Origin of the sequence: Pseudomonas sp. SK3(2021) (assembly GCF_016772375.1) — a bacterium.
Classification (GTDB): domain Bacteria; phylum Pseudomonadota; class Gammaproteobacteria; order Pseudomonadales; family Pseudomonadaceae; genus Aquipseudomonas; species Aquipseudomonas chlororaphis_I.
The window spans coordinates 6,182,715-6,195,123 of the sequence record NZ_CP061943.1 but is presented as its reverse complement, the minus strand read 5'-3'; the positions used below and the strand labels follow the sequence as shown (position 1 = coordinate 6,195,123).

Sequence of the window (12,409 nt, the reverse complement as noted above, 5' to 3'; positions counted from 1 at the left end):
GCTCCCGGCGAAGGTTCAGGCGCGGCTGTTCTGGAACTGGGCCAGGGCCGGCAACAGCTGTTTGTCGATGGCCTGGCGCACCGCCGGCAGGATGGTCGCATTGCCGGTCAGCATTTGCTCGACCATGCCCTTGAGGGCCTTGGCCCGGGCATCGCTCAAGCCGCGCACCGCGCACTCGCAGGCCTGGTCGGCCGTGGCGCCGGCCGGCATTTCAAAACCCAGGGCCCTCAGTTGGCCGAGCAGGTCGTCCTGGTCAATCAGATCCGCGTGCATCATGACTCTTATCCTTGTTCAGGGAGCGTGGTCGTGAGCCGATTCTGGTAGCCACCCGGACAGTCGGCAAGGGCGAATTGTCGCAATGGCCGGGATGCCTATGAACAGGTCGTTTTCGGCTAACTTGGCTTGAGGGCGACTGGGCACACTGGATTCCAGCTCGGTCATCGAAGGTTTGGTCACCCTCGTGTCGGCTCCTCAGAAAACCTCCTCTGCCCCGATCCTGTCACGGCTTGATCGGGGTCTTTTTTTGCCTGGAAGATAAGGTGACGCCTGGGCGATTTTTTCGCGAACAAGCTCGCTCCTACAGAAGCGGTGTCGTACACATCAGCCTGCTACGACGCGTACCTGTAGGAGCGAGCTTGCTCGCGATAGAACCGGCGTGGTCTAGCGCTGCAACACCAGGATCCGCGACAGCAACTCGTCGCGATCGATGTAGCAACCCTGGAAATGCCGCGCGCCGGTGGCGGGGTCGAAGGCGTTGCGCGCGTGCAGGGTGCGGCGGTTGTCGAAGCACCACAGTTCGCCGGGGTTGAGGCGCTGGATCAGGCGAAAGCGCGGCTCGCGGGTCATGGCGATAAAACGTCGATAGGCGCGGTAGAGCCGGGGCATGTCGTCCACCGAGGCTTCGAATGGCCCGCGCAGGAAGTTGGCCATGCGGATCTCCGCGATCTCGCCCACTGCATTCAGGGCGATCACTGGCGCCAGGCAACGGTAGTCGCTGTGGCGATCCTTGTTGCGAAACTCCACGGGGATCTCGCACAACGCGCGAAACGCCGCGGGGTCTTCGCGGCGCAAGGCGTCGGCGATGGCAAAACCATCGACAAAAATGCTTTCGCCGCCTTCGGCATCGTTCACCAGGCAATGCAGGAACTGCAAGCCCGGTTGCAGCTCGCGGGTCGGCAGGTCGGTGTGCAGCGGCAGGTTGAAGGCGGTGTAGGCGTTGCTGTCAGCGTCGGCCTTGGATTGCACGTTGAACAGCACGCCGAAATTGCTCTCGCGGATAAAGGCAATGCGCTGGGCGACCTGGGCCAGCGATCCCGGTTCGGTGGGCACGCCGCGGACCTGCGTCAGGCCGATATCGCGCACCGCCAGCAGCCATTGCAACAGCGCCTGCGGATCCTCCATCAGCGCCTGGTACTCGAATACCGGCAGTTGCAGCCGGCTGTCCCACAACTGGCTTTGCGGCCGACGGGCGCGGCGCTCGGCGCGGCTTTCATCGTCGTAGGCGTGGGCCCGCAGCCAGCCCGGATCGAAGCGGCTGAGGTGGCCGTCCTGCCAGTCGATGCTCAGGCAGCCCTGGGCGTCGATCCGGCTGGACGCCGGGGCCAGGTCTTCGGCGACGTCGACGATCTCCAGCACCTGCTCGCGAGTCACACTGTAGACGCAGTGCGGGCAGGGGCAGTTGTCGCGCAGCCACTGATGATGAAAGGGGCTCGAGCGACCGTCGGCCCACTGCACCTGAACACGGTCCGCCAGGGCTTGTACGGCGGTCAACGCGCTGATCAACGGGTAGCTGCGGAAGTCGGCAAAGGCGGTGGCGGTATTCACGGTGCGCTCCTTTTTATTGGGGGGTTATTTTTCCGGCGGCAAGGCAATCACCCGGCCGATCCAGGCGGGGGCGGGCAGGTCGGCCTGCCCGGCGGCGATGGCTTGCAGCCTGTTCAGCACCGGCTCGCTGAACGGCGCCGAACGCGGGCCGGCGAGGTCGACGTGGAGCAGCATCTGCTCGTTGCCGGCCAGTTCCAGGTCGTCACCGACCTTGTGCAGGCTGTGGTACAGGTGCAGGCGCTTGCGGTCGTGGCCGATGATCCGGGTGCGCACCTCGACCTCGGTATCGAGCTTCACTTCATGCAGGTAATTGAGGTGCAACTCCAGGGTGAACAGCGAGTTGCCGCTGGCTTCGCGGTGGTCGCTGTCCATGCCCAGCCGGTCCATCAGGGCGTCGGTGGCGTAGCTGAAAATCAGCAGGTAGAAGGCGTCCCGCAGGTGGCCGTTGTAATCGACCCAGTCGGGGCTGATGCGGGTGGTGTAGGTGGTGAGTGCGGGCATGTCATGGGCTCACGAAAATGGCGGGCTGACCCTGTAGCCGGTGCCGCAGGCTGCGATAAGGCTCGAAGAGCCTTCCGAGGGCCGCAAGAGCGCGTCTCCTTCGGAGCCGATCGCAGCCTGCGGCAGCGGCTACAGGGGGCGTCAGGGTTACTCGCTGAAGCTCATGCCGTGCTTGGCCTTGGTGGTTTTCACCGCTTCGAGCACGGCGAGCAGGCAGTCATCACGATAGCGTTCCAGCGCCGAAATGCTGTGTGTACCGAGCTGCTCGGCGGTGCCTTCGACCACGTCGTCGATCAGCTTGTCGGTCAGTTCCGGGGCCGGCAGGTAGGTCCACGGCAGCTGCAGGGCCGGGCCGAACTGGGCCATGAAGTGCCGCATGCCGGCATCGCCCCCGGCCAGGGTGTAAGTCAGGAAGGTGCCCATGAACGACCAGCGCAGGCCGGCGCCGAAGCGGATCGCGTCGTCGATCTCGCCGGTGGTGGCGACGCCATCGTTGACCAGGTGCAGGGCCTCGCGCCACAGCGCCTCCAAAAGGCGGTCGGCGATAAAGCCCGGGACTTCCTTGCGCACATGCAGCGGGCGCATGCCGAGGGATTCATAGACCTTGATCGCGGCCTGCACGGCTTCTGGCGCGGTGTTCTTGCCGCCGACCACTTCCACCAGCGGCAGCAGGTACACCGGGTTGAACGGGTGGCCGACCACGCAGCGTTCCGGATGGGTGGAACTCTCGTAGAACTCGCTCGGCAACAGGCCGGAGGTGCTGGAGCCGATCAGCGCATCGGGCTTGGCGGCCGCGCTGATCCTGGCGTGCAGCTCGAGTTTCAGTTCCAGGCGTTCCGGGGCGCTTTCCTGGATGAAGTCGGCGTCTTTCACGCACTCCTCGATGGTCGCGACAAAGCGCAGGCGATCCTGGGAAGCGCCCGGGGCCAGGCCCTGTTTTTCCAGGGCGCCCCAGGCATTGGCCACGCGCTTGCGCAGGGCCGCCTCGGCGCCGGGCGCCGGGTCCCAGGCCACCACGTCCAGGCCGTGGGCGAGGGCGCGCGATACCCAGCCGCTGCCGATGACACCGCTGCCCAGGGCGGCGAAGGTTTTGATCTCGGTGATAAAGCTCATGGTCATTTCCTGAAATGAATTCACGATCTTCCTGTAGGAGCGAGCTTGCTCGCGATGGCGATCCTCCAGACGCAGAAGTTGCATCGGATGCAGCCATTTTTCGCGAGCAGGCTCGCTCCTGCAGATGAAGGGGGTCAGCCGCGCTTGCTCAGGCCCATCTTGGCCCGGCCCTCGGCCGGGGTCAGGACGCGGGCGCCGAGGCGGCTGAGGATCTCGCTGGCGCGTTCCACCAGCTGGCCGTTGGTCGCCAGCACGCCCTTGTCCAGCCACAGGTTGTCCTCCAGGCCGACCCGCACGTTGCCGCCCAGCAACACCGCCTGCGCGGCCATCGGCATCTGCATGCGGCCGATACCGAAGCCGGCCCAGGTCGCGCCCGCCGGCAGGTTGTCGACCATGGCCTTCATGGTGGTGGTGTCGGCCGGCGCGCCCCAGGGAATGCCCAGGCACAGCTGGAACAACGGGTCGTCCAGCAGGCCTTCCTTGATCATCTGCTTGGCGAACCACAGGTGGCCGGTGTCGAAGATTTCCAGCTCGGCCTTCACCCCCAGTTCCTGGATGCGCTTGGCGCCGGCGCGCAGTTGCGCCGGGGTGGACACGTAAATGGTGTCGCCGTCGCCGAAGTTCAGGGTGCCGCAGTCCAGGGTGCAGATTTCCGGCAGCAGTTCCTCGACATGGGCCAGGCGGGTCAGCGGGCCGACCAGGTCGGTATTGGGGCCGAACTCCATCGGGTTCTCGCCGGCACCGATCTCCAGGTCGCCGCCCATCCCGGCGGTGAGGTTGACGATGATGTCGACGTCCGCCTCGCGGATACGCTCCATCACTTCCCGGTACAGCGCGACGTCGCGGCTGAACTTGCCGGTTTGCGGGTTGCGCACGTGGCAGTGGACCACGGTGGCGCCGGCCTTGGCCGCCTCCACCGCGGCGGCGGCAATCTGTTTCGGGGTGACCGGCACGTGGGGGCTCTTGGCGGTCGTGTCGCCAGCACCGGTGAGTGCGCAGGTGATGATGACGTCGTGGTTCATGGTGCGGGTTCCTTACAGGCGTGGTGAGTCGCTGCGCAGCCGTTTGGCGCTGCGCAGAGGGCGTCAGGGGTGGTTATTGGCTGGTCAGTTTCAGGTGGTCGGCGGCCGGCTTGCCGTCGAAGGTGGTGACCCCTTCGAGCCAGCGCGCCTTGTCCTGCGGATGGTCGGCGAGCCATTGCCTGGCCGACTCCAGGGCGTCCTTGTGGTCGAGCAGCGGCTGCATCATGCGGCTCTCGTCCTCGGCGCTGAAGGTCAGGTTGCTCAGCAGCCGGCTGACGTTCGGGCACTGTTCGGCGTAGGTCGGCGCGGTGACGGTCCACACCGTGGCCATGCCTTCGTTCGGGCCCAGGGCGTCGTCGCTGCCGGTGAGGTAGGTCATCTGCACGTTGACGTTCATCGGGTGCGGCGCCCAGCCGAAGAACACCACGGCTTCCTTGCGTCGCACGGCGCGATCCACCGCCGCCAGCATGCCGGCCTCGCTGGATTCGACCAACTGGAATTTACCCAGGCCGAACTGGTTCTTGGTGATCATCGCCTTGATCTGGGTATTGGCGCCCGAGCCGGGCTCGATGCCGTAGATCTTGCCGCCCAGCTCCTTCTCGAATCTGGCGATGTCGGCGAAGGTCTTCAGGCCCTTGTCCGCCAGGTAGGTGGGCACGGCGAGGGTGGCGCGGGCATCCTTGAGGCTGGGCTCGGCCAGCATCTTGACCTGCTTGGCGTCGACGAACGGGGTGATGGTCTGGGTCATCAGCGGGTTCCAGTAGCCGAGGAACAGGTCCAGGCGCTGGTCGCGGATGCCGGCGAAAATGATCTGCTGCGAGGCGCTGGTCTGCTTGGTCTTGTAGCCGAGGCCGTCGAGCAGCACCTGGGCCATGGCGCTGGTGGCGATCACATCGGTCCAGTTGACCACGCCGAGGCGCACGTTCTGGCAGCTGGCGGCGTCGGCGGCCATGGCGCCGGAGCTGAGAAAGACGGTACCGCTGAGTGCAAGGACGCAACTGCTGATCAGTCGTTTCATGAAGGTTTCCTCGGCAGGTCGTTATTGTGGGGCCCGGCGTCTATGTGCGCCGGTGATGCCACGTTACGCAGCCGGCGGGCGCTGAAAACGCACAGCGGCGACCGGCTCTTGCACTGCGGCGACCTTCGTCTTGAACCTGGCGTGGAAACGGCGTATCACAGTGACCACGCTGCCCGTCATCCGAGTGCGTTCCATGTCCCAGGATTTCTATTTCTTGCTGATGCCGGGCTTCTCGGCCATCGGGTTCATCTCGGCCATCGAGCCGCTGCGCGTGGCCAACCGCTTTCGCGGCGAGCTGTATCGCTGGCATGTGCTGAGCGCCGATGGCGGTGCGGTATTGGCGAGCAACGGCATGTCGGTCAACGCCGATGCGGCGCTGGAACCGTTGAAGAAGGGCGCGACCCTGCTGGTGGTGGCCGGCTTCGAGCCGCTGAAGTTCCTCACCCCGGCGCTGGTGCACTGGTTGCGGCGCCTGGATGTGGAGGGCGTGACCCTGGGCGGCATCGACACCGGCAGCGTGGTCCTGGCCGAAGCCGGGCTGCTCGAAGGCCACCGCGTGACCCTGCACTGGGAAGCGATCGAGGCGTTCAAGGAGTCCTATCCCCAGCTCAGCGTGACCCAGGAGCTGTTCGAGATCGACCGGCGGCGCATCACCTCGGCCGGCGGCACCGCGTCCATCGACATGATGCTCGACCTGATCGGCCAGGCCCACGGCCCGGAGCTGGCGATCCAGGTTAGCGAACAGTTCGTGCTCGGGCGCATCCGCCCGCGCAAGGACCACCAGCGCATGGAAGTCGCCACCCGCTACGGCATCCGCAACAAGAAGCTGGTGCAGGTGATCGGCGAGATGGAGCAGCACAGCGAACCGCCCCTGAGCACCTTGCAACTGGCCGAATCGATCAAGGTCACCCGGCGCCAGCTCGAGCGCCTGTTCCGCCTGCACCTGAACGACACCCCGAGCAACTTCTACCTGGGGCTGCGCCTGGAAAAGGCCCGGCAACTGCTGCGCCAGACCGACATGAGCGTGCTGGAAGTCAGCATCGCCTGCGGTTTCGAATCACCCTCGTATTTCACCCGCAGCTATCGCGCGCGTTTTGCCCAGTGCCCGCGGGAAGATCGGCGTCAAAGCCTGAAGGCCTGAGCTGCCCGGTTCTGCAGGCGCGAAGCTTGCCCGCGATGGCGGTCTGTCTGACACAGCGCGTTGCCTGTATCGCGAGCAAGGACTGGGCGTCCCCCTGCTCCTACAAGAGACAGGGTTATTTTTTCAGCAACGCCGCACAGGCGGTCTTGTACGCCTCATGCTGATACTTGTTCAGCGTCGCCGGCAGGTCGAAATTGTGCTTTTTGTTCTGCGCATTGATGGTCTGCGGCGACAGCAGGGTCACCTCGCAGTTGTCCAGCAACTGGAACACGCCTTCGATCTTGAAGGTGGTCGGGCCGCCGGCGAATTCGCCTTTTTTACTGCGTTTCTTGATGGCGATGCGGCTGATGCCGTTGTCGCGGACGAAGGCGGCGACCTGGGTGGCGAAGGCTTTGACGTTGGCCGCTTCGTCATCGTCGTCCAGGGCGATTTTCTTGCAGGCGTTGGCCAGGTGTTGCGCCGTGCCGTCTTGCAGGGTGGCCAAGGCGAAGATGGCTTCGCTGCCTTTGATTTCGATGCCGCAGATGCTCATGGGAAAACCTTTTCTCGATGAATGGCGTGCAGCTTACAGTTCCAGCTGGTCGGCGCGAATGCCAAAGGCCGCGGCGATCTTCGCGCGGGTGGCGCGCCGGGGCTTGGCGACGCTTTCCTGCTGGGCGAAGGCCGGCTGGGAAATGCCCAGGCGCCTGGCGACCTCGTCCTGGGTCAGGTGCAGGTGCTCGCGCCAGGCGCGGATTGGCGTGGCGCCGTCGACCATGCGGCTGACCACGTCATGGGGGATCAGGTCCGGCTCATGCTGTTGCGCGACATATTGCGCATAGGGGATCACCACGAACGCCGGCTTGCCGTCCGTGCCCTTGATGATCTGGATGTCAGTAGGTGCGTTCGTCACGTTTCTTGACCTCTTGAATACTGACCACTCGGATAGCGCCATCCCAGTCGAACAGGATTCGATAGTTGCCCACTCGCAGGCGGTCGGCATTGGTGTGGCCGCTGAGTGCCTTGACGTTGCCGGTATCAGGCATGTCGCCGAGCAAGGTCACCGCATCGCGGATCTGTACCTGATGGGCGCTGTGCAACCGCAGCAGTTGTTTGACGGCCTTACGGGTCCACAGGATGCTGTTCATGAACGAATATAAGCCTTTTATAAGATTAAGCAATCTTTGCTTATATTCACCTACGGGCCAAGGCGAGAACCTTGTCCGGGTATTGCTCATGGCTTGTTACAGCGGGGGGAGAGGAGGAGGCCAGGGGATTTTCGCGAGCAAGCTCGCTCCTACAGGTATGGTGCAACGCCTGGAGGAGCAGCCGGTCGACGCTCGATTGCTGGCGATGACGCCATGACGGTTGCCGCAGAGGCATCGGTCGGGCCTATTCCTGCCCGATCGACTCCAGAAACTCCGAGCGCTCATCGCTCATGCGCGCCAGGCAATCGGCCTGGGCAATGGCGTAGGCCTTGCTGCCGGGCTTGGCGGGGAAGGTGTCGATGGCGCAGTCGGCGTCGCGCTGTTTCTGCCACAGCTGCTGGGCGTTCCGGACCTTGGCGGTGATGTCGGCCAGCTGCGCCTTGTCGCTGCCGTACAGTGTGCCCAGGCGTTCGAGCAGGCCCTGCAGGTTGTCGCTCAGCAGTTGCTCGGCGGTGGTTTTGTTGAACGTGGCGCATTCCAGAGTCTGTTGGTCCTGTTCGACGCTGTCGCACGGGGAGTTGTCGGCCTCTTCAGCCGCCTGTGCGCCAGTCGCCAGCAGTGCCAAAGCCAGGAAGATCGATTTCATTGCGTCGCAGCCCCCTCTAATCCAGTGATGCGGCGGATTCTGGCCCATGCGCATGACAAAGAACAGATGGGGCAAGGGACGCCCGGCAGACCCTTTGTCGCGGATTGACGCTTTCGGCAATTCCCCTGTCGTTTTTGCACCCGGCTGCCCGGGCACCGAGGCATATGCTGACCCCAAAGCGCCGGCAGACGATTCGGCGCATGAATTGCCAATAAGGGGACTGCCTGATGAGCCCAGCCGAATTGCACGCCGACAGCATCGTTATCGACGGGCTGATCATTGCCAAGTGGAACCGTGAGCTGTTCGAAGACATGCGCAAGGGCGGCCTGACCGCGGCCAACTGCACCGTGTCGGTGTGGGAGGGCTTCCAGGCCACGGTCAACAACATCGCCTCCAGCCAGAAGCTGATCCGCGAGAACAGCGACCTGGTGATGCCGGTACGCACCACCGCCGACATCCGCAAGGCCAAGGAGCTGGGCAAGACCGGCATCCTTTTCGGCTTCCAGAATGCCCACGCCTACGAGGATCAGATCGGCTACGTCGAAGTGTTCAAGCAGCTGGGCGTGGGTATCGTGCAGATGTGCTACAACACCCAGAACCTGGTGGGCACCGGTTGCTACGAGCGCGACGGCGGCCTGTCGGGCTTCGGTCGCGAGATCGTCGCCGAGATGAACCGCGTCGGCGTCATGTGCGACCTGTCCCACGTCGGCTCCAAGACCAGCGAGGAAGTCATCCTCGAATCGAAGAAACCGGTCTGCTACTCCCACTGCCTGCCGTCGGGCCTCAAGGAGCACCCGCGCAACAAGTCCGATGAAGAACTGAAGTTCATCGCCGACCACGGCGGTTTCGTCGGCGTGACCATGTTCGCGCCGTTCCTGGCCAAGGGCATCGATTCGACCATCGACGACTACGCCGAAGCCATCGAATACACCATGAACATCGTCGGCGAAGACGCCATCGGCATCGGCACCGACTTCACCCAGGGCCATGGCCAGGACTTCTTCGAATACCTGACGCACGACAAGGGCTACGCCCGTCGCCTGACCAACTTCGGCAAGATCATCAACCCGCTGGGCATCCGCACCGTGGGCGAGTTCCCCAACCTCACCGAGACCCTGCTCAAGCGCGGTCACTCCGAGCGTGTGGTGCGCAAGATCATGGGCGAGAACTGGGTCAACGTCCTCAAGGACGTCTGGGGCGAATAACGCCAACCTTCCACTGCACACACCTGTAGCCGCTGCCGAAGGCTGCGATCGGCTCCGAAGGAGACGCGCTCTTGCGGTCCTCGGAAGGCTCTTCGAGCCTTATCGAAGCCTTCGGCAGCGGCTACAGATGCACCAATCCAAAGAATTCTGGAGTTTTTACCCATGGCCAAGATCGCCCCGCAACTGCCCATCGAAGTCGACAGCGAAACCGGTGTCTGGACCTCCGACGCCCTGCCGATGCTGTACGTGCCGCGTCACTTCTTCGTCAACAACCACATGGGCATCGAGGAAGTGCTGGGCGCCGAGGCCTATGCCGAGATCCTCTACAAGGCCGGCTACAAGTCCGCCTGGCACTGGTGCGAAAAAGAAGCCGAATGCCACGGCCTGGAAGGCGTCGCGGTGTTCGAGCACTACATGAAGCGCCTGTCGCAGCGCGGCTGGGGCCTGTTCAAGATCCAGGACATCGACCTCGACAAGGGCACCGCCAGCGTCAAGCTCGAACACTCGGCCTTCGTCTATGTGTACGGCAAGGTCGGGCGCAAGGTCGACTACATGTTCACCGGCTGGTTCGCCGGCGCCATGGACCAGATCCTGGCCGCCCGTGGCAGCAAGATCCGCACCGTCGCCGAACAGGTCTACGGCGGTTCCGAAGAAGGCCACGACGATGGCCTGTTCACCGTCAAGCCGTTGTAAGCGGAGTTAAGAAAAATGGCTTTCGAAGCGATGTTCCAGCCGATCCAGATCGGCAAACTGACCATCCGCAACCGGGTGCTCAGCACCGCGCACGCCGAGGTCTACGCCACCGATGGCGGCATGACCACCGACCGCTACGTGAAGTATTACGAAGAGAAAGCCAAGGGCGGTATCGGCCTGGCGATCTGTGGCGGCTCGTCCGTGGTGGCCATCGACAGCCCGCAGGAATGGTGGAGCTCGGTGAACCTGTCCACCGACCGCATCATTCCGCACTTCCAGAACCTGGCCGACGCCATGCACAAGCATGGCGCCAAGATCATGATCCAGATTACCCACATGGGCCGCCGCTCGCGTTGGGACGGTTTCAACTGGCCGACCCTGATGTCGCCGTCGGGCATCCGTGAACCGGTGCACCGCGCCACTTGCAAGACCATCGAGCCGGAAGAGATCTGGCGGGTGATCGGCAACTACGCCCAGGCCGCGCGCCGGGCCAAGGCCGGCGGCCTGGACGGCGTCGAGCTGTCCGCCGTGCACCAGCACATGATCGACCAGTTCTGGAGCCCGCGGGTCAACAAGCGCACCGACGAATGGGGCGGCAGCTTCGAAGGCCGGATGAAGTTCGGCCTGGAAGTGCTCAAGGCGGTACGCGCCGAAGTCGGCGACGATTTCTGCGTGGGCATGCGTATCTGCGGTGACGAGTTCCACCCGGACGGCCTGTCCCACGAGGACATGAAGCAGATCGCCAAGTATTACGACGACACCGGCATGCTCGATTTCATCGGCGTCGTGGGTTCGGGTTGCGACACCCACAACACCCTGGCCAACGTGATTCCGAACATGAGTTATCCACCGGAGCCGTTCCTGCACCTGGCCGCCGGCATCAAGGAAGTGGTCAAGGTCCCGGTACTGCATGCGCAGAACATCAAGGACCCGAACCAGGCTACCCGTATCCTGGAAGGCGGCTATGTCGACATGGTCGGCATGACCCGCGCGCACATTGCCGACCCGCACCTGATCGCCAAGATCAAGATGGGCCAGATCGACCAGATCAAGCAGTGCGTGGGCGCCAACTACTGCATCGACCGCCAGTACCAGGGCCTGGACGTGCTGTGCATCCAGAACGCCGCGACCTCCCGTGAATACATGGGCGTGCCGCACATCATCGAGAAATCCACCGGGCCGAAACGCAAGGTGGTGGTGGTCGGTGCCGGCCCTGCCGGCATGGAGTCGGCGCGGGTGGCGGCCGAACGTGGCCACGACGTGACCCTGTTCGAGAAGAAGGAGTTCATCGGCGGGCAGATCACCACGGCGGCGAAAGCACCGCAGCGTGACCAGATCGCCGGTATCACCCGCTGGTTCCAATTGGAGCTGGCACGCCTGAAAGTCGATTTGCGCCTGGGCGTGGCGGCGGATGCCGAGACCATCATGGACCTGCGTCCGGACATCGTGGTGCTGGCCGTCGGCGGGCATCCGTTCCTCGAGCAGAACGAACACTGGGGCGCTGCCGAAGGGCTGGTGGTCAGCAGCTGGGACGTGCTCGACGGCAAGGTCGCGCCGGGCAAGAACGTGCTGGTCTACGACACCATCTGTGAGTTCACCGGCATGTCGGTGGCCGACTTCCTCGCCGACAAGGGCAGCCAGGTCGAGATCGTCACCGACGACATCAAGCCGGGCGTGGCCATCGGCGGTACGTCGTTCCCGACCTACTACCGCAGCATGTACCCCAAAGAAGTGATCATGACCGGCGACATGATGCTGGAAAAGGTCTACCGCGAAGGCGACAAGCTGGTGGCGGTGCTGGAGAACGAATACACCGGCGCCAAAGAGGAACGGGTGGTCGACCAGGTGGTGGTGGAGAACGGCGTGCGGCCTGACGAAGCGATCTACTACGCGCTCAAGGAAGGTTCGCGCAACAAGGGCCAGGTCGACGTCGAAGCGCTGTTCGCGATCAAGCCGCAGCCTTCGTTGAGCCAGGCAGGCGACGGTTATCTGCTGTTCCGCATCGGTGACTGCGTGGCGCAGCGCAACACCCACGCGGCCATCTATGACGCCCTGCGGATCTGCAAGGATTTCTAAGCCATACCTGTAGCCGCTGCCGAAGGCTGCGATCGACTGCGAA

14 protein-coding genes are annotated in these 12,409 nt (G+C 63.9%); 4 read left to right on the top strand and 10 right to left on the bottom strand.

Going from position 1 to position 12,409, the window contains the following annotated elements; genetic code table 11:
- Positions 1-15: 15 nt before the first annotated feature.
- The 6 genes from IF690_RS27585 to choX form a co-directional block, all read right to left on the bottom strand.
- The gene (locus IF690_RS27585; RefSeq protein WP_007925996.1) at positions 16-276 is read right to left on the bottom strand and encodes a hypothetical protein; all 261 of its coding nucleotides are present in this window, start codon (positions 274-276) and stop codon (positions 16-18) included.
- 384 nt (positions 277-660) lie between these two features.
- The gene (locus IF690_RS27580) at positions 661-1,824 is read right to left on the bottom strand and encodes a gamma-butyrobetaine dioxygenase (RefSeq protein ID WP_202698186.1); all 1,164 of its coding nucleotides are present in this window, start codon (positions 1,822-1,824) and stop codon (positions 661-663) included.
- A gap of 24 nt (positions 1,825-1,848) precedes the next feature.
- A complete protein-coding gene (locus tag IF690_RS27575; protein WP_202698185.1) occupies positions 1,849-2,325 on the bottom strand; it encodes a thioesterase family protein in 477 nt (158 codons plus the stop codon).
- 147 nt (positions 2,326-2,472) lie between these two features.
- Complete coding sequence (locus tag IF690_RS27570; protein WP_202698184.1) at positions 2,473-3,438, bottom strand: L-carnitine dehydrogenase; 966 nt, start codon at positions 3,436-3,438, stop codon at positions 2,473-2,475.
- Between the two features lie 134 nt (positions 3,439-3,572).
- Positions 3,573-4,460, bottom strand: coding sequence for a 3-dehydrocarnitine:acetyl-CoA trimethylamine transferase CdhC (cdhC, locus tag IF690_RS27565; protein WP_023969205.1), 888 nt, complete (start codon positions 4,458-4,460; stop codon positions 3,573-3,575).
- A gap of 73 nt (positions 4,461-4,533) precedes the next feature.
- On the bottom strand, positions 4,534-5,478 hold the full coding sequence (choX, locus tag IF690_RS27560; RefSeq protein WP_202698183.1) for a choline ABC transporter substrate-binding protein: 945 nt from the start codon (positions 5,476-5,478) through the stop codon (positions 4,534-4,536).
- A 193-nt stretch (positions 5,479-5,671) separates the two neighbouring features.
- On the opposite strand from choX, the gene IF690_RS27555 reads away from it, so the two are divergent.
- Positions 5,672-6,619, top strand: a complete 948-nt coding sequence (locus tag IF690_RS27555) for a GlxA family transcriptional regulator (RefSeq protein ID WP_053281211.1) — start codon at positions 5,672-5,674, stop codon at positions 6,617-6,619.
- Positions 6,620-6,734: 115 nt separating this feature from the next.
- Here IF690_RS27555 and IF690_RS27550 read toward each other — a convergent pair whose 3' ends face one another.
- The 4 genes from IF690_RS27550 to IF690_RS27535 form a co-directional block, all read right to left on the bottom strand.
- Positions 6,735-7,151, bottom strand: a complete 417-nt coding sequence (locus IF690_RS27550; protein WP_009051240.1) for a DUF3010 family protein — start codon at positions 7,149-7,151, stop codon at positions 6,735-6,737.
- A 33-nt stretch (positions 7,152-7,184) separates the two neighbouring features.
- Positions 7,185-7,553 carry a helix-turn-helix domain-containing protein gene (locus IF690_RS27545; RefSeq protein ID WP_202698182.1) on the bottom strand — a complete coding sequence of 123 codons (369 nt, stop codon included), beginning with the start codon at positions 7,551-7,553 and terminating at the stop codon, positions 7,185-7,187.
- Positions 7,492-7,746, bottom strand: coding sequence for a type II toxin-antitoxin system RelE family toxin (locus tag IF690_RS27540; protein WP_202698181.1), 255 nt, complete (start codon positions 7,744-7,746; stop codon positions 7,492-7,494). Before IF690_RS27540 ends, IF690_RS27545 begins: the two co-directional genes overlap by 62 nt.
- A gap of 244 nt (positions 7,747-7,990) precedes the next feature.
- Entirely contained in the window at positions 7,991-8,392 is a 402-nt protein-coding gene (locus tag IF690_RS27535; RefSeq protein ID WP_023969200.1) for a lysozyme inhibitor LprI family protein, read from the bottom strand.
- A gap of 227 nt (positions 8,393-8,619) precedes the next feature.
- On the opposite strand from IF690_RS27535, the gene IF690_RS27530 reads away from it, so the two are divergent.
- The 3 genes from IF690_RS27530 to dgcA all read left to right on the top strand — a co-directional run bounded on the left by IF690_RS27530 (position 8,620) and on the right by dgcA (position 12,366).
- Complete coding sequence (locus IF690_RS27530) at positions 8,620-9,597, top strand: dipeptidase (RefSeq protein WP_007926352.1); 978 nt, start codon at positions 8,620-8,622, stop codon at positions 9,595-9,597.
- Between the two features lie 162 nt (positions 9,598-9,759).
- Entirely contained in the window at positions 9,760-10,290 is a 531-nt protein-coding gene (locus IF690_RS27525; protein WP_003228980.1) for a DUF5943 domain-containing protein, read from the top strand.
- Positions 10,291-10,305: 15 nt separating this feature from the next.
- The gene (gene dgcA, locus IF690_RS27520) at positions 10,306-12,366 is read left to right on the top strand and encodes a dimethylglycine demethylation protein DgcA (protein ID WP_023969199.1); all 2,061 of its coding nucleotides are present in this window, start codon (positions 10,306-10,308) and stop codon (positions 12,364-12,366) included.
- Positions 12,367-12,409 lie beyond the last annotated feature (43 nt).